This window comes from Streptomyces sp. NPDC041970, from assembly GCF_055588985.1.
This window is the reverse complement of sequence record NZ_JBVJCD010000005.1, coordinates 75,102-96,958: the sequence shown is the minus strand read 5'-3', so window position 1 is coordinate 96,958 and position 21,857 is coordinate 75,102. Positions and strand designations below refer to the sequence as shown.

The 21,857-nt window shown below is 69.6% G+C and carries 27 protein-coding genes, 3 tRNA genes and 1 pseudogene; 7 read left to right on the top strand and 24 right to left on the bottom strand.

The genetic code is table 11. From position 1 onward, the window contains the following. Positions 1-115: 115 nt before the first annotated feature. From ACZ6EJ_RS04880 to ACZ6EJ_RS04840, 9 genes and pseudogenes are all read right to left on the bottom strand, one after another. Positions 116-2,254 (bottom strand): annotated as a pseudogene (locus tag ACZ6EJ_RS04880) (cell division protein FtsK). An 87-nt stretch (positions 2,255-2,341) separates the two neighbouring features. Next, positions 2,342-2,665 carry a hypothetical protein gene (locus ACZ6EJ_RS04875; protein WP_469264652.1) on the bottom strand — a complete coding sequence of 108 codons (324 nt, stop codon included), beginning with the start codon at positions 2,663-2,665 and terminating at the stop codon, positions 2,342-2,344. Between the two features lie 41 nt (positions 2,666-2,706). Further along, positions 2,707-2,907 carry a hypothetical protein gene (locus tag ACZ6EJ_RS04870; protein ID WP_469264650.1) on the bottom strand — a complete coding sequence of 67 codons (201 nt, stop codon included), beginning with the start codon at positions 2,905-2,907 and terminating at the stop codon, positions 2,707-2,709. Between the two features lie 211 nt (positions 2,908-3,118). Then, positions 3,119-3,415 carry a hypothetical protein gene (locus ACZ6EJ_RS04865; protein ID WP_469264649.1) on the bottom strand — a complete coding sequence of 99 codons (297 nt, stop codon included), beginning with the start codon at positions 3,413-3,415 and terminating at the stop codon, positions 3,119-3,121. After that, entirely contained in the window at positions 3,412-4,554 is a 1,143-nt protein-coding gene (locus ACZ6EJ_RS04860; RefSeq protein ID WP_469264647.1) for a conjugal transfer protein, read from the bottom strand. Before ACZ6EJ_RS04860 ends, ACZ6EJ_RS04865 begins: the two co-directional genes overlap by 4 nt. Then, on the bottom strand, positions 4,551-4,925 hold the full coding sequence (locus tag ACZ6EJ_RS04855) for a DUF6907 domain-containing protein (protein WP_469264645.1): 375 nt from the start codon (positions 4,923-4,925) through the stop codon (positions 4,551-4,553). The genes ACZ6EJ_RS04860 and ACZ6EJ_RS04855 overlap by 4 nt, the downstream gene beginning before the upstream one ends. Further along, complete coding sequence (locus ACZ6EJ_RS04850) at positions 4,922-5,143, bottom strand: hypothetical protein (protein ID WP_469264643.1); 222 nt, start codon at positions 5,141-5,143, stop codon at positions 4,922-4,924. The genes ACZ6EJ_RS04855 and ACZ6EJ_RS04850 overlap by 4 nt, the downstream gene beginning before the upstream one ends. Then, entirely contained in the window at positions 5,140-5,568 is a 429-nt protein-coding gene (locus ACZ6EJ_RS04845) for an RNA polymerase sigma factor (RefSeq protein WP_469264642.1), read from the bottom strand. Before ACZ6EJ_RS04845 ends, ACZ6EJ_RS04850 begins: the two co-directional genes overlap by 4 nt. A 406-nt stretch (positions 5,569-5,974) precedes the next feature. Next, entirely contained in the window at positions 5,975-6,628 is a 654-nt protein-coding gene (locus ACZ6EJ_RS04840) for a hypothetical protein (RefSeq protein ID WP_469264640.1), read from the bottom strand. A 106-nt stretch (positions 6,629-6,734) separates the two neighbouring features. Here ACZ6EJ_RS04840 and ACZ6EJ_RS04835 point away from each other — a divergent pair, with 106 nt between their 5' ends. Next, on the top strand, positions 6,735-7,127 hold the full coding sequence (locus ACZ6EJ_RS04835; protein ID WP_469264638.1) for a hypothetical protein: 393 nt from the start codon (positions 6,735-6,737) through the stop codon (positions 7,125-7,127). A gap of 28 nt (positions 7,128-7,155) precedes the next feature. On the opposite strand, the gene ACZ6EJ_RS04830 is transcribed toward ACZ6EJ_RS04835, so the two are convergent. From ACZ6EJ_RS04830 to ACZ6EJ_RS04775, 12 genes are all read right to left on the bottom strand, one after another. After that, the gene (locus tag ACZ6EJ_RS04830) at positions 7,156-7,377 is read right to left on the bottom strand and encodes a hypothetical protein (protein ID WP_469264636.1); all 222 of its coding nucleotides are present in this window, start codon (positions 7,375-7,377) and stop codon (positions 7,156-7,158) included. Further along, a complete protein-coding gene (locus ACZ6EJ_RS04825) occupies positions 7,374-7,619 on the bottom strand; it encodes a hypothetical protein (protein ID WP_469264635.1) in 246 nt (81 codons plus the stop codon). Before ACZ6EJ_RS04825 ends, ACZ6EJ_RS04830 begins: the two co-directional genes overlap by 4 nt. Positions 7,620-7,633: 14 nt before the next feature. Beyond that, positions 7,634-8,167, bottom strand: coding sequence for a single-stranded DNA-binding protein (locus ACZ6EJ_RS04820; protein ID WP_469264634.1), 534 nt, complete (start codon positions 8,165-8,167; stop codon positions 7,634-7,636). Between the two features lie 97 nt (positions 8,168-8,264). Further along, positions 8,265-8,585, bottom strand: coding sequence for a hypothetical protein (locus ACZ6EJ_RS04815; protein WP_469264633.1), 321 nt, complete (start codon positions 8,583-8,585; stop codon positions 8,265-8,267). Between the two features lie 155 nt (positions 8,586-8,740). Further along, positions 8,741-10,174, bottom strand: a complete 1,434-nt coding sequence (locus ACZ6EJ_RS04810) for a YfjI family protein (protein WP_469264627.1) — start codon at positions 10,172-10,174, stop codon at positions 8,741-8,743. Between the two features lie 164 nt (positions 10,175-10,338). Then, entirely contained in the window at positions 10,339-11,208 is an 870-nt protein-coding gene (locus ACZ6EJ_RS04805) for a toprim domain-containing protein (protein WP_469264626.1), read from the bottom strand. Positions 11,209-11,285: 77 nt separating this feature from the next. Then, positions 11,286-11,537 carry a hypothetical protein gene (locus tag ACZ6EJ_RS04800; RefSeq protein ID WP_469264625.1) on the bottom strand — a complete coding sequence of 84 codons (252 nt, stop codon included), beginning with the start codon at positions 11,535-11,537 and terminating at the stop codon, positions 11,286-11,288. Beyond that, positions 11,534-11,707: a hypothetical protein gene (locus ACZ6EJ_RS04795; RefSeq protein WP_469264624.1), complete on the bottom strand. Its 174-nt coding sequence runs from the start codon at positions 11,705-11,707 to the stop codon at positions 11,534-11,536. Before ACZ6EJ_RS04795 ends, ACZ6EJ_RS04800 begins: the two co-directional genes overlap by 4 nt. After that, complete coding sequence (locus ACZ6EJ_RS04790) at positions 11,704-12,042, bottom strand: hypothetical protein (protein WP_469264623.1); 339 nt, start codon at positions 12,040-12,042, stop codon at positions 11,704-11,706. Before ACZ6EJ_RS04790 ends, ACZ6EJ_RS04795 begins: the two co-directional genes overlap by 4 nt. Further along, positions 12,039-12,422: a hypothetical protein gene (locus ACZ6EJ_RS04785; RefSeq protein WP_469264622.1), complete on the bottom strand. Its 384-nt coding sequence runs from the start codon at positions 12,420-12,422 to the stop codon at positions 12,039-12,041. The genes ACZ6EJ_RS04790 and ACZ6EJ_RS04785 overlap by 4 nt, the downstream gene beginning before the upstream one ends. 23 nt (positions 12,423-12,445) lie before the next feature. Beyond that, positions 12,446-12,727, bottom strand: coding sequence for a helix-turn-helix domain-containing protein (locus ACZ6EJ_RS04780; protein WP_469264621.1), 282 nt, complete (start codon positions 12,725-12,727; stop codon positions 12,446-12,448). Then, positions 12,724-12,933, bottom strand: coding sequence for a helix-turn-helix transcriptional regulator (locus ACZ6EJ_RS04775; protein ID WP_469264784.1), 210 nt, complete (start codon positions 12,931-12,933; stop codon positions 12,724-12,726). Before ACZ6EJ_RS04775 ends, ACZ6EJ_RS04780 begins: the two co-directional genes overlap by 4 nt. 125 nt (positions 12,934-13,058) lie before the next feature. On the opposite strand from ACZ6EJ_RS04775, the gene ACZ6EJ_RS04770 reads away from it, so the two are divergent. Continuing rightward, a complete protein-coding gene (locus ACZ6EJ_RS04770; protein WP_469264620.1) occupies positions 13,059-13,850 on the top strand; it encodes a helix-turn-helix domain-containing protein in 792 nt (263 codons plus the stop codon). 3 nt (positions 13,851-13,853) lie between these two features. Next, positions 13,854-15,416, top strand: a complete 1,563-nt coding sequence (locus tag ACZ6EJ_RS04765) for a site-specific integrase (protein ID WP_469264619.1) — start codon at positions 13,854-13,856, stop codon at positions 15,414-15,416. Between the two features lie 80 nt (positions 15,417-15,496). On the opposite strand, the gene ACZ6EJ_RS04760 is transcribed toward ACZ6EJ_RS04765, so the two are convergent. The 3 genes from ACZ6EJ_RS04760 to ACZ6EJ_RS04750 form a co-directional block, all read right to left on the bottom strand. Continuing rightward, positions 15,497-15,573 (bottom strand) — tRNA-Ile (locus ACZ6EJ_RS04760). A 223-nt stretch (positions 15,574-15,796) separates the two neighbouring features. Next, positions 15,797-15,869: transfer RNA gene (locus ACZ6EJ_RS04755), tRNA-Asn, on the bottom strand. Between the two features lie 5 nt (positions 15,870-15,874). Next, positions 15,875-15,947, bottom strand: a tRNA-Asn gene (locus tag ACZ6EJ_RS04750). Between the two features lie 181 nt (positions 15,948-16,128). On the opposite strand from ACZ6EJ_RS04750, the gene ACZ6EJ_RS04745 reads away from it, so the two are divergent. The 4 genes from ACZ6EJ_RS04745 to ACZ6EJ_RS04730 all read left to right on the top strand — a co-directional run bounded on the left by ACZ6EJ_RS04745 (position 16,129) and on the right by ACZ6EJ_RS04730 (position 21,849). Beyond that, a complete protein-coding gene (locus ACZ6EJ_RS04745) occupies positions 16,129-16,431 on the top strand; it encodes a YtxH domain-containing protein (protein WP_469264783.1) in 303 nt (100 codons plus the stop codon). A 123-nt stretch (positions 16,432-16,554) separates the two neighbouring features. Beyond that, the gene (locus ACZ6EJ_RS04740) at positions 16,555-18,006 is read left to right on the top strand and encodes an FGGY family carbohydrate kinase (protein WP_469264618.1); all 1,452 of its coding nucleotides are present in this window, start codon (positions 16,555-16,557) and stop codon (positions 18,004-18,006) included. Between the two features lie 181 nt (positions 18,007-18,187). Next, positions 18,188-19,921 carry an ABC transporter ATP-binding protein gene (locus ACZ6EJ_RS04735; protein ID WP_469264617.1) on the top strand — a complete coding sequence of 578 codons (1,734 nt, stop codon included), beginning with the start codon at positions 18,188-18,190 and terminating at the stop codon, positions 19,919-19,921. Then, a complete protein-coding gene (locus ACZ6EJ_RS04730; RefSeq protein ID WP_469264616.1) occupies positions 19,921-21,849 on the top strand; it encodes an ABC transporter ATP-binding protein in 1,929 nt (642 codons plus the stop codon). The genes ACZ6EJ_RS04735 and ACZ6EJ_RS04730 overlap by 1 nt, the downstream gene beginning before the upstream one ends. Positions 21,850-21,857 lie beyond the last annotated feature (8 nt).

Sequence of the window (21,857 nt, the reverse complement as noted above, 5' to 3'; positions counted from 1 at the left end):
GTGCTGGGCGGGCCCCTGCTAGGCGTTAGATGCCTGCTCAGGGGCCCGTTCGGCTGCTAGCGGGGGTGCTAGACCTAGCGGGTGGGGGTGCTAGGTCTAGCGGCCCGTTCCGGGGCTAGTTGGCGGCCCGGTCGGCGTCGCGTCGGGTGATCGCGGCGGCCACGTCGGCGCGCTTGATGCCGCGCCGGTTCTTCCCCTCGCCGTCGTCGGTCTGTCCCCACACCTGGTCGGTCTTGATGCCCCAGGGCTTGAGTGCGGTGGTGACGTTCTCGGCCTTCCACCCGGCGTAGGCGTCGGGCCGGAGGTCGGCCAGGCGCAGGGCGACCCGCTCGCACCACACCGTCTTTTCATCAGTGGGCACGACCTTCAGAACGTCGGCCAGGACGTCCATGCCCGCGGACGCCTCGGGGCCCTGGCCGATGGCATGGCCAGTGATGTTGCCGTAGTCCTCACGGAGCTTCCGAGCGCGGGCCGCGACCTGCTCAGCCCTGGGAGCATCGACGAACGCGGACGCAACGATGCGCGGATCGTCCCCCTCGCCGGACATCCAGCAGATGCCGCGATCGGAGCGGGAGAACATGGTGGCCCGGATGCCGGACTTGTAGGCACCGGTGCCGAGGACCATGTCGTTGGCGGTGTGGCCCATGACCTTCAGTGCGAACCGCAGCACCGCGTTGGCGCTGATGCCAGGGGGCAGGGACTTGGCGTCAGGCCGTTGGGTGCCGAACATGGCGACGATGCCCAGCGCCGGACCGCGCTTGGTCAGGTCGGTGCAGATGGATTCGATTTCGGCGCCGTACTTCTCGTCCTCGAAGGGCACCTGGCACTCGTCGAACCCGGCAACGATCGGGTGGAGCCCGTACCGCTTGTCGCTGGCCAGGGCGCTGGTCACCTTCGACTCCGGGCAGATGCTGGTGGGCAGCGACTTGATGACTTTCGCCCGGCGCCGCAGTTCGTCCTTGAGTTCCCGCAGGGCCTGGACGACGTATTCGATGTCTTCGGGCTCCTCGCCGGCCCGGTAGCGGTGGCACACGGGCTCAAGGGCCTTGAAGTCGCCGGTGCCTTTGAAGTCGAACGCGTGGAGTTCGGCCCGCGGGTCGAGGGCGGCGATGAGGAGGAACAGCCGCATCAGGAAGGTCTTGCCCATGCGGGGGATCGAGCCGACGACGACGCTGGCGAACATCAGGGTGACGACCATGTCCCGCATCCGCTGGTCGTTGCCGAACACGACGGGCTTGAACAGGTCGACCTACCCGTCCTTCAGCAGCGGCCACGCCGGCTTCGTCGTCTCGTTCATCGGCTTGTCCCCGACCCACAGGATCAGCCGGCCCTCGTGCTCGTCGGGGTCGGGGGAAGGCCACACGCAGCCCAGCTTCCGGCGCAGCCCCGACGCGAGGGGGGAGCGGGCCTCCATGATGTCGTCGGGGGTCACACCATAGGGAAGGTCCAGGTCAGCGCGGTATCCGGGCCCATCGCGGACGATCTCGGAGACGAACCTCATGCCGTTCATGTCACCGCCCTTCTTGATCGCGGCGGAGATTTTCGCGTTGCCGATGGCGTCGAGGCCGCGCAGCACGATGCTGCCCGTCATCTTCTGCACCTCGGTCTTCAGCACGGCGGGGCCGATGACGGGGGCGTCCTTCTCCTGCCCTGCCAGCCCGCACAGCAGCACCCCGCCGGCGGCGAACGCGGCGAGGAAGCCGGGGGCCATGACGTACAGCCACAGGGCGAACCCCGCCCCGAACACGGCGGACACCACGGCGACCAGGCCGCGGAGGCGTACCCGGTTGGCGCGCAGCCGGGACAGGGTCATGTACTCGACGGCGTCCTCGGCCCGCACAGCGGCTTCCCGCAGCGGTGCGGCCTCCCGGTCCCACACCCACCGGTTGGTGTCCGCGACGAACCGGCAGGCGCCGCGGGGAGCCATGAGGCTCAGGCGCAGGGCGTAGACGGGCAGGCGCACCCCGTGGAACAGGGTGGCGTATCCGGCGTTCGCCCCGGCGTGCTTCGTGGTGGCCAGGAAGTCGGGCTTGTTCGTCAGCCAGGGAGCGAGGATCGGGCGCCGCTTCTCCTGCGTCACCCCAGGTGAGGGCAGGTCCGGGTTGTCGACCGCGACCGGTGCGGCGGGTTCGGCGGTGTCCTGGGTGGTCGAGGCCGGCTGCTCGGCGCGGGCCTCGGGGACGGCCTCCGGGGGGATGGGGTGGAGCTTGGCGAGGGTGTGCCCGTTCACGGGGCCGATTTCGGTATCCGTCATGATGGTCTCTCCTGCTGGTCTGTTGGCTGCGCAGGGGCACGGGGCGGCCGGTTGTCTTGGCGGATTCGCGGCCGCCCCGTGGTGCAGCTACTGGTTCTCGGCCTTGCTGACGGCCCGCTCGGACCGCTTGAGCCGCTGTTCGGCGTCCCGCAGCGTCTGCTTGGCGGCGGCCCTGTCGGTGCGGCTCGCGGTGCGCACGGCGGCCTTGGCCTGGGCGACGGCCTGCCGGTCGCTCTCCTGCACGGAGTACAGGGCGTTCAGCTCCCGCTGTCCGCGCTCGGCGGCGGCCTGGTCGATGCGCTCGATCTGATGCTGCAACGCCGGGTCCACGCAGTCCGCGAGGGCCTGCTTGAAGCCCTTGCGGAACAGCTTGCCGCGCTGGCGGGACTCGGCTCGGGTGTAGCCGTACATGGCGGATCTCCTCGGAGTGTTGGTTCGCTCGGGGGTGGGGGTTAGCGCTTGGTGCCGCCGTGCCACCACGACACCTTCTCGGCGGCGTCGTTGGCGGCCTGGTTGAGCCGCTGATACTCGGGGGTCTCGTCCCTGACCCCGGCCTTGAACTCGCGGTCCGTGTTGTCGTTGAGGGCCTTGTCGGCGGCCTTCAGGTCGGCGATCGCGGCCTTCTCGGCGGGGGTCTTCCTGAACACGCCCATGGGGTTGCCTTTCGGTACGGGGTCCGGCTGTTCCGGGCCTCCCTGCCGCCACCAGCCAGCGGGGGCTGGTGACGACAGGGCGAGCCGGGGTCAGGTGCGGGCGAGGGCGGCGTCGAGGATGCTGGCGTGGTCGGCGGCCAACTGGCGGGCGGCACGATTACGGGCACTCATGACGGTGGTTCCTTCCGGACGGATGGGCTGGTCAGGGCGGTTACTTGGGCTTGATGTCCTGCCACACGCTGCGCAGGACGAGGACACAGATGGCCAGGGCGACGGCGGTGATGGCGACGGCCACGGCGGACAAGGCCACGGTGATCAGAAAGACGGACCCGCCGACCCCAATCCCGATCCACTTCGCGGCGCCGCCGTTGGACGGTGCGGCGGGGGCGGGCGGCGGGGGCTGCTGGGTGCGCTGCTGCGCCTGGAGCGCCGCGAGGATGAGCGCGACCTGCTCGCTGTTCGCCTGCGCGTCGACCGCGTCGCGCGCGGCCTTCTCGATGTCGCTCACGCGTAGCCGCCTTCCATGGGCCTCTCGTCGCTGCCGGGGCCGGTCTTCTTCTCGCGGCTGAGGACGGTGCGGACGTAGGCGTCATCGGTGGTGATGCGGTTGATGCGCTTCACCCGGTCGACGACATCGGCGGCCTTGAAGTCGGGGCCGAGAACGGCGGCGGCCTGGAGGATCGCCTGCGCCTTGGTGAGGGCGGGCGGGCCTGTGACCTGCGGCGCATCACCCGCATCATTGAGCGCATCAGGGTGCGCATCATCCGTATCGTCGCGGTCGACGGTGATGCGGTCGGGCTGTCCGTGGAGGACGAGGGCGACCTGGACGGCGTCGACGATGACCCCGTAGGTGACGAGCATTGAGGCCAGCTCGGCGGGGGGCGTATCAGGGTGCGCATCATGCGCGACACGGATCGCGTCAGCCGGGTCCATCTCGGCGAAGCGGCGCCGCAGGACTTCGGTGGCGCTGTGCCGCACCGGGGGGGCCACGGTTGTTACGGCCGCGGTGGCCGGGAGGGCGTACATGTCGGCGAGGGCCGCGCCGGCTCCCAGGGTCAACTGCTCCCGCTGGACGCCGACCAGGCTGTGGCCGAGCTGGGCGTCACCGTGGCCGACCCGGCGGGCCAGGCGCCACGACGCCCGCGTCGACCACCACTTGACCCGCTTGTCCGGGTGCTTCGCCGCACGCGCCTGGTGGTAGGCCAGGCGCTGCATCGTCGCGGCGTTGCGGCGCTGGGCTTCCATGTCGATGCCGGTGGTGAAGACGACGACCCGACGGGCCAGGAACCCGAGTCCTTCGGCGGCGGCGGACATGGCCAGCGGTGTCATGCCGTAGACGGCGGCCTCGGTGTAGTTGTCGGCGACGACCACCCCGGTCAGCCCGGCCCCGATGGGGGTGATCCACAGGCCGAGGCGGACGGGTGCGGGGGCGGCCTGGCCGAGCATGGTGACGCCGACCATGAGGAGGGCGAGGACGAGGGTGACGCCTTCCCCGGCGGCAACGACGCCGATGGCGGTCGCGGCCCGGTTGAACTCGGCGGCGATGTTGCTGTAGGTGCCCCAGCCGCCGAGACCGCCGACGGCGACCATCGGCACAGCGGCGGCGGACAGGACGATCGCCTGCCCCCTGGTGAGCTGGGTGGTCACTTGCCCTCACCTCCGCGGGCCTGCATCGCGGTGAGCTGGCGGGCGTAGACGCGCAGGGTCGCGGCGTGCTCGATGAGGGCGTCGGCGACACGGACCAGACCGGGCGGGTCGAACTCGTGCCACTCGTCCATCTCGATCGCGGCCATCACCTGGCTGTTGGTGGGGCTGAACGGCCTCCACACGAACCCGACGGGCAGCGTGAGGACCGGGCCGTGGCAGTCGGTGGGGACGACCAGGTGGGTTTCGGCGCCGGAGTGCTCGATGTCCTCGCGGTAGGCCTCGCCGGTGTGGTCGGCGGTGCACCAGTCGGGTTCGGTGACCTGGACGTCGCCGTGGTCGGCGGTGGGGATGCTGATGTGCCGGGGCTTCATCGGCCGGCCTCCTGGTCGAGGGCGGCGACGAGCTGGCGCAGGCGCATCTCCAGGCTGACGGCGGCGGCGATCATCGCGTCGGGGTCGTGGAGGTTCGCGGTGGACTTTTCGGCGAGCACGGAGCGGGCGAGGCGGAGGGCCGTGTCGAGGGACGGCACCCAGCCGTCGTCGTCCGGGTCGCGGAGCGGGGCGTGGAAGGCGCTGGTGTCGACGCTCATCGGACACCACCGGTGAGGGAGGGGGCGGCGGTGCGGAAGCCGGTGGCGGTGGGGGTGTAGTAGCCGGCGGCCTGGTCCATGGGGCGGTTGGCGTACTGCCAGTCACCGAGGTCGGTGGGCCGCTCCATGGTGTTCTTCTTGAGCCGGAAGTGGCCGGCGACGGTGCGGCGGGCGATGGTGGCGACCCAGTTGAACGTCTGGGCGTCGGTGGTGGCCTCGCACTTGTGGAGGTGGAGCCACACCTGGGTGAACGCCTCGGCGGTGAGGTCGTCGGTGAGGTGCTTGTCATCGGCGTTGAAGATGCGGCTGCCGACGAGCGCGGTGATGCGCGGCAGGTAGGCGGTGTAGATGGTGGCGAAGCGCTCGTTGAGCTGCTGCGCGGGGCTGATCGCGGTGGTGGCCGCGGGCATGGCAGAGTTAGCCATAACCGTCTCCTTGGTTGGTCAAGGTTGGCGGTAGGAACCGGCCGCGTTGACGCGCGTCCGGCACCCCGAGTAGTCACCCTCCGGCGGGCGGTGCAGTCGCCTTAGCCGGGGGGCCTACTTGTTTTGATCTTCAGTTGTGGGCTTGGTCGGCGGTGCAGTCGCCGTTCCGTAGTCCCTGATCGCGTTCTGTACTGCGGTGGTGCTGACCCCGATCTCTCGGGCGACAGCGGCCTGGCTTCCCAGCTCGGCCACGCCGTCCTGAAGTGCGTGTGCTCTCCGGATAGCGCTGGCCCGCAGCTCGTCTTGCAGGTCCCTCTGTCGCCGTTTTTCATCAGCGACTCTCTTGCGCCATGAGCTGTTGGGCACAAACGGAACGCTACTGCAACCCGAGGTTGTAGGCAAGGTGTCACGCCGTGCTTTGCGCCTTCGTGTCCGCGTCGACCCACGACTTCAACTGCGCCCACACATACGGCGGGTACGAGCACGTGCACCACGGGCAGACGATCGCCTTCTCGCCCGGCGCCAAGCGCAGCACCGCCCCGCAGATCATCCCCGAAGGGTCGACCGCCGGACAGTTCCCCACCCGCTGCCCAAGCCCCACAGCGGGCCTCGGGGCGATGATCGTGCGGAGCGAGTCGACCAGGTCGCGGATGTCCTTCGCGAAGTACCCAGCCGCCGGCCACGACACCGCGATCCACGACATGTTCGCCAGCAGCCCGGCCACCGCGGCCTGCAAGCGGACGTCGACCCCGCCCGAGGATGTGGCCACCGTGTGGCCACGGTCCCGGCGGACGTCAGCCAGCCACCGTTCGGCGACCCCGACGATGCCGCCTGGGCCTCGGAGGTCCAGGATGTCCTCGTCGACCGGCAGCCGGGCGGGCCCGCCCTTCCCGGACCGGCCCTGCCCGACCCCGCCGGCCGGGCGGAGGAACGGGCCCAGGCCCCGGTAGAGGGCGGGCAGGGACTGGACCCGCACCTCGGTGGCCTTCGTGCAGCCGACGCACAGGTAGCTGCCGGTCGGCTCGGGCTTCTCGCACAGCAGACAGTCAGACACGAACATCTCCTCGGTGAGCTCGCAGCGTCATCCAGATATGCAGGTGGCCACACGATGGGGTGTGGTCAGCCCCCCATCCGCTTCCTGCCTCTTGGTGGTGCGTTGTGGAGGTATGACCAACCAGCGCTCTCCGGAACAGTTGACAACCAGCGAGGTCATGAGCCGGTATGGCCTTACCCGAGATGCCCTTAAAAGGTGGCAAACCAATAGGAAGATCACGCCTATCGGGAAAGCGGGCAAGCGCAGAATGAACGTGTACCTCGACACGGACGTCGAAGCCGTTCTGCACCGAAGCGGAAGGTTGGTTCCTGGTCAACCCACCAACCAAGAGCCGCTGCCCAGCCCCCAGGAGCCGCAGGCGGAAGGTCGTGTTGCACAACTCGAACGCGAGCTCGCGGATGCGAGAACGGAGCTGGCGAATGTGAGAAAAGAGCTGACGAAAGCTAGGAACGACGGGCGTGAGTTTCAGGCGATCGCGGGGAGACTCATGAACATGCTCCGCTGATGCCAGTACGGTCACGCCCTCGCTTTGATCAGGACGGTGAAGCATCGGAGTCACCACGATCGGCTGGGTCTGCACTACGCAGGTGGTTGGTGATGGCGTCGCGCAGTTGGACCAGGTGCTCCGGAGTGAGGCCGATCTCAACCGACCACTGCTGGGTGTCCAGGTAGGTGATCTCCGGCAGGTACAGCACCACGTCACCGTCAGAGGTGGTCGCAAACTGAACATTTTGCGGGTCATAGTCGGTGTTCACGTGTCCCCCCACGTCCGGCTGCTGGTGTAGATCGGCCGCTCGAACCGCAGCGGTACGTCGACCGCCCGGCGATGGGCGAGCCGACAGGCGAGGAACTGGCTGTAGAACCTGTCCGCCGCCGTGAGGCGCAGCGCCTGCCGGGCGGCGGACCGCTCGCCGAACTCCGCCCCGGCGGCAACCACCGACAGGCCGATGGCAACCCCCACCTCCATGCCCAAGATCAGGGCGGTCGTGCTGTCCACGCTCGTCTCCTCGATCAGAAGGGCGGCTCGTCGGAGTAGCCCGCCGCGGGCGCCGCCGACCCCCGCGGCGCAACTGCGGCCGCGGGTTGATTGCTGCCCCACCCGCCCTGCTGCGGGGGCTGCTGCTGACCGGCGGGCTTGGCCCCGGCCCACGCGTCGCCCTGCGCCTGGCCGGCGTTCCCGGACGGGTTCTTCGTGACCGCGGCCGAGGCGCGCAGCAACGACGGGCCGACCTCCTCGACGTCGATCTCGTACACGGTGCGCTTCACCTGCTCGCGGTCCTCATACGACCGCTGCTTCAGCCGGCCCTGCACGATGACCCGCATCCCGCGCTTCAGAGTCTCGGCCGCGTTCTCGGCCTGCTGCCGCCACACAGAGCAGGTCAGGAACAGGCCTTCGCCGTCCTCCCACTCGTTGGTCGTCTTGCTGAAGACGCGGGGGGTGGACGCCACCCGGAATCTCGCGACGGCGGTACCGGCCGGGGTGAAGCGCAGCTCGGGGTCGTCGACCAGGTTGCCGACGATCGTGATCGTGGTCTCGCCTGCCATGGGGATCTCCTTCGGGGCAAGGTGGTGACACTGTCACCACCTGGGATGCTGGGTGGGTGGCCGGGCCCGATATCCGCGGGGCCGGCCCGTCGTGCGGTCAGGCGCTGATGGTGATGACACCGAGAGGCTCGACTGCCGGCTCCACCGGTTCGGCGTGGAGGCAGTACGGGCAGCTGCAGGTGTGGTCGCTGTAGAGGTTGGCCTCTTCGATGAGGTCGACCCGCCCGTGGGCGGCGTCTCCGTCGGCCCCGAACTTCGCGGCGCGGAGGTCGCGGACCAGGGCTTCGATGTCGTCGAGGGCGGCAGCGGTGAGGTCGGGTTCTTTGTCGTAGCCGCGGACCCGGAGGTCGGCGTGCGCGCCGACGAGGGTGTGGGCGGCCATCGTGAGCCGGTCCTGCCAGTGGTCAAGCTCGGACATCAGGCTTTCCTCCATTAATTCCATGCGATGGGGACGTTCAAGGTGGGAGGCGTGGGGCTGGGCTGAGTGACGAGACCCAGCCCCATTGATTACGCAGAGTAATATTTAGTTGAAAATAGGCTTACGGAGAGTTCTGGAGGTAAAGCAGGGGCCCGCTACGCCGCACCGCGAGGCGTGGAATTAATGGAGATAACCCGGCTCCCCTTGCTCGTTACGTCCGGATGCGTCACGAAGCGCGGCTTCTGCGGGCGGCCTCGCTGACCCTCTTTCCGCTCGGGTGGGTCGATCTGCCGCACCCACCCCGAGCGCGCGAGCAGGTCGAGCGCGTCGTTGACGTCAGCCATCTCCGTGCACCACGCCTGACCCCGCACGCCCTTCTCGACATCACCTGCCGAGAAGCGGCCCTCGATGTCCTTGCGGCGCAGCCAGTCCAGGACCGCGCGGGCGGGACCCAGCTTCGACTGGCGCTCGGCCGACATCAGGTCGGCGACGAGCCGAGCGTGAGAGATCAGATACGGGACGAGCGACACGGCGTCGTCCATCACGTCGCCCGGCACGACCAGCGCTTCGGGGTTGTCGAACAGCGTGAGCACCGCGGCGATCCGCAGGACCTGGCCGGGCAGCTTCTTGGCCCAGCCCTCGATCGAGGACAGGTCGCCGTGCGCCTTGTGCCGGGGCTCCAGCGTCTCCCAGAACGCGCGGAAGGACTCCTTGGCCTTGGCGTCGAGCTGCATCTCCAGCGGCTCGTCGCTGTCCCAGATCGTCGACATCATGGCCTTGACCCGCGCGGCCCACGCCTGGCTGATCGCGGGCGGGATGGGGTCGGTGTCGTAGACCCGGTCGCCGACCCTGCTGGTGGGCATGGAGAAGATGAACCGGGCCATCAGGCCGCGGGCCTGGAACACGTCGCCGGTCTCACCCATGCCGGTGAGGAACCCCGGCTGGACGGCCAAGCCTAGGGTCAGGCTGGGGCGTTCAAGAAGGAGCGGTTGCCCGCTCTTCCGGTTCACGGCGTGCGGCTCGTGGCTCCACGCCTTGAGGACGATCTCGGGGTTGGCGTTCTTGCTGTACCGGCCGCCGACGTTGCCGAGGAAGGAGCTCTCGGTGGAGAGGATGGCCAGCCGCTCGCCCTGCTGGGCGATGAGGTCGGCCGCCGCTTCCGGGGTGGTGTCGTCGGCAATTAGCTGGGTGAACGTCCGTGGCTCGCCAAGCGCTTCGAGTTCGTCGCGGGCCGCGTCGAGGAGTGCCCGCGCGTTCTTCCGTTTCGCTGGGTCGCTGGCCTTGATGACTTTCGACTCGGCGTCGGCCACGCAGGCTTCAGCGATGCGCCGGTCCTGCTGGTCGCGGGCAACGGCCGACGTGTCCTCGATGCGGCGCCGCTTCTGTTCCTCGAAGATGGGCTTGGCCATGAGCCCGAGCGCCGGTGACTTCATCTCGCCGGGCGCGGCCACGGGCATCGTGTACAGGGTGACGGGCTCGGACCAGTCCGGCTTGGGGCTGACAGATCGGCGGCCCCCAATCGCCGTGGATGCGACGGCCATGCCTAGCCAGGCGGGCAGGTCTACGGGGACCTGGAGGCTGTCAGACACGGCCTGTGCCATTGTGCCGATGTCGCGCAGTCGGGTGGGGTCGAGTGAGGGTGCGGGTGGCGGGTCCAGCGGGACTGGCTCTTCCCAGTCGAGCAGGTCCTCCGGGTGGACGCCCTGGTCCCACGTGGGGGGTGCGACGTTCGACTTCCACCGGGGTGCGGTTGTCACGCGGCCACCGCCGGGTCGCTGGGGTACGGGATGGGTGCCCACACCTGGTCGAAGTCGGTGTCGTGGTGCCCGGCGGCGAAGTGGTCGGCGGCGTCCTTGCCGGTGCGGGCCTGGACGACGTACACGGAGCGGGCCAGGCCGCGCAGGGTGTCGACGACGTGGAGGGCGTGCTTCTGTCCGGGCTCGTCGCGGTCGGCGACGATGGTGACGTCGGCCCCTTCCAGGAACTGCGCGTGCTCGGTGGTCCAGCGTCCGGCGCCGGCGGCGTTGCACGTGGCGGCCAGGCCGTGGTCGACGAGGGCGTGAACGTCCTTCTCCCCTTCGGCGATCCAGATGACCCGGTCGCTCTCCTTCGCGGCGATCAGCTCGGGCAGCCGGTAGGGGACGACGCGGACAAGGCGGTTGCCTTCCTTGTCGTTGAGGGACCAGCGGCGCCCGGACTTCGTGGTGTCGTCGGGCCGCCACTGGGCGAAGCACTTGTGGTCGCACCGGGTGACGCCGTGGACGGTGCGACCGTTCTCGTCCCGGTAGGCGTACTGGGCAGTGCGCTTGTGGTCGCGGTCGCGGCAGGGGATCCACGTGTCGTCGGCGGGCCGCTGCTGGCGGCGCTCTTCCTGCGGGAGCGGCTCGTCGTAGCAGTCGGCTTCGGTCCAGCCGATCGCGGTGAGGAAGTCGGCGTTGCCCTGGCAGACGTGGCACCAGACGACGACGTTGTTGTTGTTGCCCCGGCGGATGGCGACGCTGTCGTCGGCCGTGCCGTTGTGGCAGATGCCCCTGGTGCGGATGGCTCCGCCTCGGTACCGGGTGGGTTCGCCCATGCTGCCGAGGAGGTCGGCGAGCCTGTTGAAGGCGATTGTGTCGTTCACGAACGTGCTCTCTTCTGCGAGCTGGGTTGGGGTGGCCGAAGAGGGCCGGGGTGTGGGGGCACCCCGGCCTGGTTGGGTCACCCGGTGTTGCGCAGCCGTTGGTCGATCTCGTCGGCGAGAGCGACGACGGCGTTGATCCACCGGCGCTTCGCGGCGTGGCGGCAGACCTGGCTGGGCTGGGCCTCCAAGTCGGCGCGAATGGAGTCGAGGACCAGGTGGAAGCGGGCCTGCTCGGCGGTGTACGCGAGGTGCTGTTCACCCTGCTCGTGCGACTGCGGGAGTGCAGTGGAGGCGACGGCCGGCCACTGGCCGGGGCGGCGTTCGGTCATGCTGCCTTCTCCTTCGGCGTGGCCGGCTGGGTGAGTGCGGCGCGGATGGTCGCGCGCTGTTGGTCGGACAGGGGCGGCGCGGCGTCGACGATGCGGCGGATGCGCGCCCAGTAGGCGGCGTCGCCGTGAGTGACTCCGGGCGGTCGGCCAGGGATGTCCATTCCGGTCATGCCTGGCCTCCAGCGAGCTGGTCGGCGGCGAGGTCGAGCTGGTCGGCGAGGTCGCGCATCTGCTCGGCCAAGTCACGGACCTGCTGGGGGCGGGTCATGTGGCGGCGCAGGTTGACGGAGTGCTGCGAGTAGCCGAAGGCGACGATGTACGGCCGGTGGCCGGTGATCGCGACGTACTCAACGGGAAGCACGGCGCCGTCGTCGAAGGTCACCTGGCCGAGCTCGACCGAGCAGGTGTCGTCGTAGTGCCAGTGGCCGTCGCAACCGGGGATGAGGCAGCCCGAGGCCGGGCGGCCCAGTTTGTCCTGGGCCGCCGCGGTGGTGGTCTCGGTCATGCGCTGACCGCCTTGACCCAGGCGTCGCGGGCCTGCTCGGTGATGTCGGTGAACTGGACCTCGAACGGGGCGGGGAGGCCGCTGACGTCGAGGTCGAGGGTCTTCGCGATGAGGTACCGGACGAGAGTGTCGGTGACGCGGTGGTCCCGGCCGGGCGAGGTGAGGATGGTGGTCTTCCCGCCGTTGCCGATGTGGACGCCGCCGTAGAAGTTGGTGTCGGTGATCGACGACTCGAAGACGGTGATGTCCAGGGCGGTGAGGACCTGGTCGAGGGGCAGGTTCATGATCTGCGCGACGGTGGCCGTGCTCCGGGTTATGACCGATTCCGTCTGTCCGGGTGCCGCCTGTCGGTCCTGCTCGGCGTTGCTTACACTCGTCATTGAGTGCCTCGCTTTCTTGCTGTTCATGCGGTGGGGACGGAGTGCTCGTTCGAAGCCGTTGCGGTGGCCGCCGCGACGGCTTCGCTGTTTTCCGGGGTGAGCCGGAGGAATCGGTGGAGATCGACGGTCCGCACGACTCGGCGTCGGCCGAGGCGGATGACCTCCAGGTCGCCGGGGAGACGGTTCTCGGCGGCCAACTGGTAGGTGGTGGACTCGGCGAGGCCGAGCGCTTTCCCGACGGTCGGCCACAGGGGGACGAGCGCGGGCAGGTCGAGGATCTCGGCGACCGAGAGGCCGGCCGTCACGCGGTCTTTTCGGTCTGCTTGTCGGCGAGCGAGCGCTCGAAACGCTCGATCTCGGCCTGGGAGTAGAGGATGCGGCGTCCGACCTTGACGCCCTTCGGGCCGTAGCCGATGTGTCGCCAGTAGCGAACCGTGCTGGCGGCTGTGCGGTACCTGGCGGCCACGTCAGCCGTGGTTAGGTACTCGCTTCCGCCGTTGGTGAGCAGCATGGACACCGCTCAACCCCCTCACGCTGTAGGCGGGCTGGACACCACGAGTATGTACCCGATGATGGCGTACTGGCAACACACAACGTCAGCGTGTAGCGTGCCCTGCATGAAAGGTGTTGATTGCGTTGGACGCTGAAGACTCGGTACCGGCCCCCGACGAGGTGGAGAAGCTGTTCCTTCGCCGCGTTCGGACTCGGCGGATTGAGATGGGGCTATCGCAGGGCGACCTGGCGCAGCGCGCCAACGCCCTAGGGGTGCCGCTGTATCAACAGACGATCGCGAAATTGGAGTCCGGGCACAGGTCGCTCAAATTCGCGGAGGCCGAGGCCCTTGCCCGCGCACTAGAGACGACAGTTCCGGAGCTGTACTCCAGTGAAGACGTGAAGAAGCGACAGCCATTCCGCAAGGCACCGGAGACCGCCGACCAACTCCGGGCTTCGATCGATAGTCTTGAGCTGGCCATTGCTTACATGGCGCGCGAAACTCACGAGGCGGTACAGAGAGAGAACGAGGCAAAAGAAGCTGCTGATCAGGCACAACAGAAGGTCGCGGCGGCCTCGATGGCCCGGAGGCAGCGAGAAGAGCGAGAAATGCACGCTCGAACTCAACTGCACCTGACGCAGACAAGATTGCGGCTTCTAGAGGCAGCCCATAATTCAATCGGTCACGCTCTACGAAGCCGCCGACACGAGTTGCTTCTAGGTATCGAGGAGGTAGCGGCCGCTACTCGACTTCGATCCGATGTAATCGCGGCAATTGAGGCAGAGGACTTTAGTTTTGCCCGCACTAGCAAGGCCGCTCCTGACGTCTATGCCCGCGGTGTGATCCGAGTTCTCGCCGAGTACCTGGGGTTGGATGGCAACGCTCTGGTCGATCTCTATGATCGGGAGCATTCAAGCCAAACCAGCAGGGAGTAACCCATGAAGGGTTCGACGTACCGTCGTTGCTACTGCCGGGACGATGACGGCAAGGTGCTGGGCAAGGCGTGCCCGCAGTTGTCGTCGCGCCGGCACGGGGTCTACGCGGTACGCCAGGAGCTGCCCGCCCGCGGCGACGGCACCCGCCGGTCGTTCTCCCGCTCCGGGTACGAGACCGCGAAGAAGGCGCAGGAGGACCTCGACCGGGTCCGCGCCCTCCTCGACCTCCCCGACGGGGACGACGCCGACGGCCAGGTCCGCATCGGGGACCTGCTGGAGAACGTCAGCAAGGACAAGAAGGCGCCGCTGCCCGACCTGGAGCAGACACGGCGCCGCTTCCGTGCCGGGCAGTCCCTCACCAGCCGCCTAACCGTCGGGGACTGGCTGGACGAGTGGCTGGAGGCGAAGCGCCGACGCAAGACGACGCTCACCGGTTACGCCTCCCACATACGTGTCCACCTGCGCCCCCGCATCGGGCACCTCCAACTGGACCGGCTGAACGTCGGGCACCTGGTGGAGATGTTCGACGCGATCAACGACGCCAACGAGGTCATCGAGGCGGAGAACGCGGAGCGGCGCGAGCAGGAGCGGCGGGCGACGTGGGGGAAGAGATCCCGGCCACCGGAGTCGGAGACCGGGCGCCTGGCCGCCGAGCGGGAGAAGCTCGCCGCGATGCCTCCCTACCGTCGGGTCACGGGGCCGGCGACTCAGCAGCGGATTCGGGCGACGCTGCGCTCCGCGCTGAACACGGCGATCTCGAACCAGATGCTGACGTTCAATCCGGCCTCGCACGTGGAGTTGGCATCGGGGAAGCGGCCGAAGGCCCTGCTGTGGACAACCGAGCACGTCGAGAGGTGGCGGGCTACGGGTGAGAAGCCGTCAGGGGTGATGGTGTGGACGCCCGTGCAGGTGGGCCAGTTTCTCGACCACGCCGAGCAGGACCGGCTGTACGCCCTGTTCTGCCTCATCGCGTTCCGGGGGCTTCGCCGCGGTGAGGCGGTCGGGCAGGCCTGGGCCGACATCGACTTGGCGAACGGCACCCTGCGCGTCTCCAAGACCATCATTCAGGACGGGTGGACGCCGGTGGAGAGCCTCCCGAAGACGGAGGACAGCCAGGCCGTCATCGCCCTGGGCCCCGCCATGGTGGAGACGCTGCGCGAGCACCGGGAGCGTCAGGCTCTGGAGCGGGCGGTGTGCGAGGAGAAGCGGCTGCCGTGGACGGACACCGGGAAGGTGTTCGTCCAGGAGGACGGGACGTGGCTGCACCCGGAGAAGGTGTCGGACGTGTTCCGTCGCCTGACGCGGGAGGCGGACCTGCCCCCGATCAACCTGCGGGACCTGCGGCATGTGGCGGCGACGCTGATCCACGCGGGCGGCGGGGACCTGCACGCCATCAAGGAGACGCTGCGGCACGGGACGATCCAGTTGGCCGGCGACACGTATACGAGCCTGCTGCCCCAGGTCGACCAGGAGGTGGCGAGGAAGGCCGAGTCGGTCGTCCCCCGTGCCCGGCGGTCGAGGTCTGGCGACACATCCGCTCACGCACCGCTCACGCAGGGCCCCTGAAACGCAGAAGCGCCCCACTGTGGTCTAAACCACTTGGGGCGCTCCGATGCTGGTAGGAACGTTCCTGCCAGTCACCGTGATGGTGGGGCGGGTGGGACTCGAACCCACGGCCGACGGATTATGAGTCCGCTGCTCTAACCGGCTGAGCTACCGCCCCTTTTCGGCGTGGCGCGTACATGTGTGCGCACCGTCTGCCGCAGCATAGCCGGTCATACGATCTCTCGCCTCGGGTGGTCGGCCACGCCTGATCTTGAGGACTGCGCTGCCCGCCGCCCGGTTCCGGGCGGGGCCGCGGAGACTCGAAAGAGTGGTCCGCGGGCCCCGGCGGCGCCGGTGGCGGGCACACGAAAAAGGACCCCGAAGGGCCCTCTCCCGCATCGCTCCCCCGACTGGACTCGAACCAGTAACCCTCCGGTTAACAGCCGAATGCTCTGCCAATTGAGCTACAGGGGATCGCGCTCCCCCGACTGGACTCGAACCAGTAACCTGCCGGTTAACAGCCGGCTGCTCTGCCAATTGAGCTACAGGGGATTGCTGCGGTGCTGCGAAAACCTACCTGCCTGGCGGCTGCCGGGCGGCGCGCGTTCGCTGCGACACATACATTAGCGCAAGCAGGGGGGTGCTCCGCCAATCGGTCTCGCTCGGGGTGATCTCGGGCTCTGCGGGTAGGCGGGCTGCACACGTCGCACCAAGCGTAGGAAGGGTGGCAGCCATGCGGTACCGGCTCACGTTCATCGCCGGAGTGGCCCTCGGTTACGTGCTCGGCACGCGAGCCGGGCGCGAGCGTTACGAGCAGTTGAGGAAGTCGGCCCGGCGGTTCACGGAGAACCCCGCCGTGCGCAACGCCGCCGAGAGCGCCGCGCACAGCGGGCGGGACATCGCCGGCAAGGCGTACCACTCGGTGAGCGACAAGGTCGGCGACCGGGTGCCGGTCTCCGTGGCCGAGCGGGTCCGGTCGCTGCGGGAGCGGAGCGGGCGGAACGGCACGGACGACTGGGGGACCACCAACACCTAGAGCCCCTCGTTCGGATCAGGCCGGGCCCGCCGGGTGCGGCACGGTCCGAACGGAAGAGCCCGGCGTCGCCCCGCGTCCGGCGGCGGTTGCGGGAATCACCCCGAGGTGCGGCAGAATCTCCCCATGGGCATAGTCGCGGGGTTGGACAGTTCTTCCGCCTTCACTCACATCGTCGTCTGCGACACGGACACGGGCGCCGTGCTGCGCCAGGGGTACGCCGCCCATCCGGTCGAGGCCAAGGCCGCCGAGGTCGATCCGCAGGCCTGGCTGCTCTCGCTCGGTGAGGCGGCCTCCGGCGGGCTGCTCGAAGGCGTGCAGGCCATCGGGGTCTCCGCCCAGCAGCACGGCCTCCTGCCGTTGGACCGGCAGGGCAATCTCGTACGTCCCGCCCTGCTCGGCAACGACCGGCGGGCGCAGGCCGCCGCGGTGGAGCTGGTCGACGCGCTGGGCGGGCGGCAGCCCTGGGCCGAGGCGGTCGGGGCGGTGCCGCAGGCCGCTCAGCCGGTGGCGAAGCTGCGCTGGATGGCGCGGCACGAGCCGGAGAACGCCCGACAGGTCGCCGCCGTGCTCCAGCCGCACGACTGGCTGGTGTGGCAGCTCCTGGGGCGGCCCGCCCGCCGGACCACCGACCGGGGCGCGGCCTCCGGCACCGGCTACTGGTCGGCCGGCTCCGCCTCCTACCGGCCCGACCTGGTGGAGCTGGCCCTCGGCCACACCGCCGCCCTGCCCGAGGTGCTCGGCCCCGCCGACTCCGCCGGGACGACGCCCGAGGGGCTGCTGATCTCCGCGGGCACCGGCGAGACGATGGCCGCGGCCTTCGGGCTCGGGGTCGCGGTGGGCGACGCCGTGGTCTCGCTGGGGGCCTCCGGGTCCGTCATGGCGGTCCACCACGAGGCCCTCGCCGATCCGGACGGGATGATCACCTCGTTCGCCGACGCCACCGGTATGCACCTGCCGGTGGTGCACACCTCCAATGCCGTACGGACGTTGCGCGGCACCGCCGAGATGCTGGGCGCGGACGGGCTCGACGAGCTCTCGGCGCTCGCGCTGAAGTCGACGCCCGGCGCGTCCGGGCTGGTGCTGCTGCCGTATCTGGAGGGCGAGCGCACGCCGCGCCTCCCCCTCGCCGCGGGCACCCTGACCGGGCTGCGGCGCGAGTCGATGAAGCCCGAGCACTTGGCGCGGGCCGCGTTCGAGGGCATGTTGTGCTCGCTGGCCGACGCCCTGGACGTGCTGCGCGGGCGCGGGGTGGAGGTGCGCCGGGTGTTCCTGCTGGGCGCGGCCGCCGAGCTTCCGGCCGTGCAGGCGCTGGCCCCGGCCGTGTTCGGCACGCAGGTCGTGGTGCCGCAGCCCGCCCAGTACGCGGCGATCGGCGCGGCGCGGCAGGCGGCCTGGGCGCTGGGGGTCTCCCAGGGCTCCCTGGACCCGCGCACTCCCCCGCCGTGGCAGGGCGCGGCCGCCCAGGTGCTGGAGCCCGGCGAGGAGTCGGCGGCCGGGCGGGCGGTGCGTCAGCAGTACGGGGCCACCCGCGACCAGATCCATCCCGGAGCCTTCGGCGGCGCGCACCCGGAGTGAGCCCGAGCCCGCGCGGGGGGTGCCCGTCGCGCGGGCTGCGGGGCGCGGGGGGTCGCAACGCGCCGCGCACGCGGGCGTGACCCAGCCTTGACCTGAGCTTGGGGAAAAGCGTTCGCCCGCGAGTACGGCGTACGCGAAACTGAGGCGGCTCCCTGCCCTCCGCCGACTCCGAGAGACCCGTGTGCTCATAAAACTCCTGCGGTCCCACCTGGGCCCGTACAAGAAACCCATCGTGCTGCTGGTCCTGCTCCAGTTGCTCCAGACCTGCGCCACCCTGTATCTGCCCAGCCTCAACGCGGACATCATCGACAACGGCGTGGTCGTGGGCGATACGGGCTACATCCTGGAGTTCGGCGGCATCATGATCGCCGTCAGCGTCTTCCAGGTCCTCTGCAACGTCGGCGCCGTGTACTACGGGGCCCGGACCGCCTCCGCGCTCGGGCGCGACGTGCGGGCCGCCGTCTTCGACCGGGTGCAGTCCTTCTCCGCGCGCGAGCTGGGGCGGTTCGGGGCGCCCACGCTGATCACCCGGACCACCAACGACGTCCAGCAGATCCAGACGCTGGTGCTGATGGCGTTCACGCTGATGGTGTCGGCCCCGATCATGTGCGTCGGCGGCATCCTGATGGCGCTCGGCCAGGACGTGCCGCTGTCGGCGGTGCTGCTGGCGGTGGTGCCGGTGCTCGGCGTCTCGGTGAGCCTCATCGTGAGGAGGATGCGGCCGCTGTTCCGCACGATGCAGGAGCGGTTGGACGGGGTGAACCGGGTGCTGCGCGAGCAGATCACCGGCAACCGCGTCATCCGGGCCTTCGTCCGGGACGGGTACGAGGAGGAGCGGTTCCGGGGCGCGAACACCGAGCTGACCGACGTGTCGCTGGCGACCGGGCGGCTGATGGCCCTGATGTTCCCGACGGTGATGACGGTGGTCAACCTGTCGTCGATCGCGGTCGTCTGGTTCGGCGCGCACCGCATCGACGGCGGCGGGATGCAGATCGGTGCGCTGACCGCGTTCCTCGCCTACCTGATGCAGATCGTGATGGCCGTGATGATGGCCACGTTCATGTTCATGATGGTCCCGCGCGCCGAGGTGTGCGCCGAGCGCATCGAGGAGGTCCTGGGGACCGATTCGAGCGTGGTGCCGCCCGTCGCGCCGGTCACCGAGCTGCGCCGGCACGGTCATCTGGAGCTGCGCGGCGCGGAGTTCCGCTTCCCCGGCGCCGAGGAGCCGGTGCTGCGCGAGGTGGACCTGGTGGCCCGGCCCGGCGAGACGACGGCGGTCATCGGGTCGACGGGCAGCGGGAAGTCCACGCTGCTCGGCCTGGTGCCCCGGCTGTTCGACGTGACGGCCGGCGAGGTGCTGGTCGACGGCGAGGACGTGCGGACGCTGGACCCGGTGCTGCTGGCGAGGACGGTGGGCCTGGTGCCGCAGAAGCCGTACCTCTTCTCGGGGACCGTGGCGACCAACCTGCGGTACGGGAACCCGGACGCGAGCGACGAGGAGCTGTGGCACGCCCTGGAGGTGGCGCAGGCCAGGGAGTTCGTCGAGGCCATGGAGCACGGGCTCGACGCCCCGATCGCGCAGGGCGGCGCCAACGTGTCGGGCGGTCAGCGGCAGCGGCTCGCCATCGCCCGGACGCTGGTGCGGCGCCCGGAGATCTACCTGTTCGACGACTCGTTCTCGGCGCTGGACTACGCGACCGACGCGGCGCTGCGGGCGGCCCTGGCGCGGGAGACGGCCGGGGCGACCGTGGTGATCGTGGCCCAGCGGGTCTCCACGATCCGGGACGCCGACCGCATCCTGGTGCTGGACGGCGGCCGGGTGGTGGGCGCGGGCACCCACCACGCGTTGATGGACGGCAATGAAACGTACCGGGAGATCGTGCTCTCCCAACTGACGGAAGCGGAGGCCGCGTGATGGCCGGTCCGGGCGGACGGATGATGGCCGGCGGCGCTCCCACCGACCGGTCGATGGACTTCAAGGGCTCGGGCAAGCGGCTGCTGAGGCGGTTCGGCCGGGAGAAGTCCGCGCTGTGGCTGATGCTGGGCGCGGTGACGGCCAGCGTGGCGCTGTCGGTGATCGGCCCGAAGATCCTCGGCCGGGCGACCGACCTCGTCTTCGCGGGGGTCGTCGGACGCCGGATGCCCGAGGGCTCCTCCAAGGCGGAGGCGATCGAGGGGCTGCGCGAGAAGGGCAGCGGTTCGCTGGCGGACATGCTCTCGGGGGTGGACTTCACGCCGGGCGAGGGCATCGACTTCGGCGCGGTGGGCGACGTCCTGCTGCTGGCGCTGGCGGTCTACGTCGGGGCCGGGCTGATGATGCTGGTGGCGACGCGCCTGTCGGTCCGGGTGATCAACCGCATCGTGTTCCGGTTGCGCGAGGACCTCCAGACGAAGCTGGCGCGGTTGCCGCTGTCGTACTTCGACCGGGCCAAGCGCGGCGAGGTGCTGAGCCGGGCGACGAACGACATCGACAACATCTCCCAGACGCTCCAGCAGACGATGGGCCAGCTCATCAACTCGCTGCTCACCATCGTCGGCGTACTGATCATGATGTTCTGGATCTCGCCGCTGCTGGCCCTGGTCGCGCTGGTGACGATCCCGTTGTCGGTGTTCGTGGCGGCGCGGGTCGGCAAGCGGGCGCAGCCGCAGTTCGTGCAGCAGTGGCGGGTGACGGGGAAGCTCAACGCCCACGTCGAGGAGATGTACACCGGGCACAGCCTGGTGAAGGTCTTCGGCCGGCAGGAGGAGTCCGCGAGGGACTTCGCCGAGCAGAACGACGCGCTGTACGAGGCGGGGTTCAAGGCGCAGTTCGCCAGCGGGATCATGCAGCCGCTGATGATGTTCGTCTCGAACCTCAACTACGTGCTGGTCGCCGTGGTCGGCGGGCTCCGGGTCGCCTCGGGCGCGCTGTCGATCGGTGACGTGCAGGCGTTCATCCAGTACTCCCGGCAGTTCTCGATGCCGCTGACGCAGGTCGCCTCGATGGCGAACCTGGTGCAGTCCGGCATCGCGTCGGCGGAGCGCGTCTTCGAGCTGCTGGACGCCCCCGAGCAGGACGCGGACCCGGTGGACGCGGAGCGTCCGAAGGAGCTGACGGGCCGGGTCTCGCTGGAGGGGGTCTCCTTCCGCTACGACCCGGAGAAGCCGCTGATCGAGGACCTGTCGCTGAGCGTGGAGCCGGGGCAGACCGTCGCCATCGTCGGACCGACCGGTGCGGGCAAGACCACGCTGGTCAATCTGCTGATGCGGTTCTACGAGGTGACCGGCGGGCGGATAGCGCTGGACGGGGTCGACGTGGCGCGGATGTCGCGGGACGACCTGCGGTCGGCGATCGGCATGGTCCTCCAGGACACCTGGCTGTTCGGGGGGACGATCGCGGAGAACATCGCGTACGGCGCCGCGCGCGAGGTCACGCGCGCGGAGGTCGAGGAGGCGGCGCGGGCGGCGCACGCGGACCGGTTCATCCGCACGCTGCCCGACGGGTACGACTCGGTGATCGACGACGAGGGGACCGGGGTCAGCGCGGGCGAGAAGCAGTTGATCACCATCGCGCGGGCGTTCCTCTCCGACCCGGTGATCCTGGTCCTGGACGAGGCGACCAGCTCGGTGGACACCCGGACCGAGGTGCTGATCCAGAAGGCGATGGCGCGGCTCGCGCACGGGCGCACGTCGTTCGTGATCGCGCACCGGCTCTCCACGATCCGGGACGCCGACGTGATCCTGGTCATGGAGAGCGGCTCCATCGTCGAGCAGGGCACGCACGAGGAGCTGCTGGCCGCCGGGGGCGCGTACGCCCGGCTGTACGCGGCGCAGTTCGCGGAGGCGCTGGCCGAGGTGGACTGAGGCGGCGG

Excerpts from the sequence above, each read along its gene's own strand:
- ACZ6EJ_RS04875 (WP_469264652.1), bottom strand. The coding sequence starts at position 2,665 with ATGTACGGCTACACCCGAGCCGAGTCCCGCCAGCGCGGCAAGCTGTTC.
- ACZ6EJ_RS04870 (WP_469264650.1), bottom strand. The coding sequence starts at position 2,907 with ATGGGCGTGTTCAGGAAGACCCCCGCCGAGAAGGCCGCGATCGCCGAC.
- ACZ6EJ_RS04855 (WP_469264645.1), bottom strand. The coding sequence starts at position 4,925 with ATGAAGCCCCGGCACATCAGCATCCCCACCGCCGACCACGGCGACGTC.
- ACZ6EJ_RS04850 (WP_469264643.1), bottom strand. The coding sequence starts at position 5,143 with ATGAGCGTCGACACCAGCGCCTTCCACGCCCCGCTCCGCGACCCGGAC.
- ACZ6EJ_RS04845 (WP_469264642.1), bottom strand. The coding sequence starts at position 5,568 with ATGGCTAACTCTGCCATGCCCGCGGCCACCACCGCGATCAGCCCCGCG.
- ACZ6EJ_RS04840 (WP_469264640.1), bottom strand. The coding sequence starts at position 6,628 with ATGTTCGTGTCTGACTGTCTGCTGTGCGAGAAGCCCGAGCCGACCGGC.
- ACZ6EJ_RS04835 (WP_469264638.1), top strand. The coding sequence starts at position 6,735 with ATGACCAACCAGCGCTCTCCGGAACAGTTGACAACCAGCGAGGTCATG.
- ACZ6EJ_RS04820 (WP_469264634.1), bottom strand. The coding sequence starts at position 8,167 with ATGGCAGGCGAGACCACGATCACGATCGTCGGCAACCTGGTCGACGAC.
- ACZ6EJ_RS04815 (WP_469264633.1), bottom strand. The coding sequence starts at position 8,585 with ATGTCCGAGCTTGACCACTGGCAGGACCGGCTCACGATGGCCGCCCAC.
- ACZ6EJ_RS04800 (WP_469264625.1), bottom strand. The coding sequence starts at position 11,537 with ATGACCGAACGCCGCCCCGGCCAGTGGCCGGCCGTCGCCTCCACTGCA.
- ACZ6EJ_RS04795 (WP_469264624.1), bottom strand. The coding sequence starts at position 11,707 with ATGACCGGAATGGACATCCCTGGCCGACCGCCCGGAGTCACTCACGGC.
- ACZ6EJ_RS04790 (WP_469264623.1), bottom strand. The coding sequence starts at position 12,042 with ATGACCGAGACCACCACCGCGGCGGCCCAGGACAAACTGGGCCGCCCG.
- ACZ6EJ_RS04785 (WP_469264622.1), bottom strand. The coding sequence starts at position 12,422 with ATGACGAGTGTAAGCAACGCCGAGCAGGACCGACAGGCGGCACCCGGA.
- ACZ6EJ_RS04775 (WP_469264784.1), bottom strand. The coding sequence starts at position 12,933 with ATGCTGCTCACCAACGGCGGAAGCGAGTACCTAACCACGGCTGACGTG.
- ACZ6EJ_RS04765 (WP_469264619.1), top strand. The coding sequence starts at position 13,854 with ATGAAGGGTTCGACGTACCGTCGTTGCTACTGCCGGGACGATGACGGC.
- ACZ6EJ_RS04745 (WP_469264783.1), top strand. The coding sequence starts at position 16,129 with ATGCGGTACCGGCTCACGTTCATCGCCGGAGTGGCCCTCGGTTACGTG.
- ACZ6EJ_RS04740 (WP_469264618.1), top strand. The coding sequence starts at position 16,555 with ATGGGCATAGTCGCGGGGTTGGACAGTTCTTCCGCCTTCACTCACATC.
- ACZ6EJ_RS04730 (WP_469264616.1), top strand. The coding sequence starts at position 19,921 with ATGGCCGGTCCGGGCGGACGGATGATGGCCGGCGGCGCTCCCACCGAC.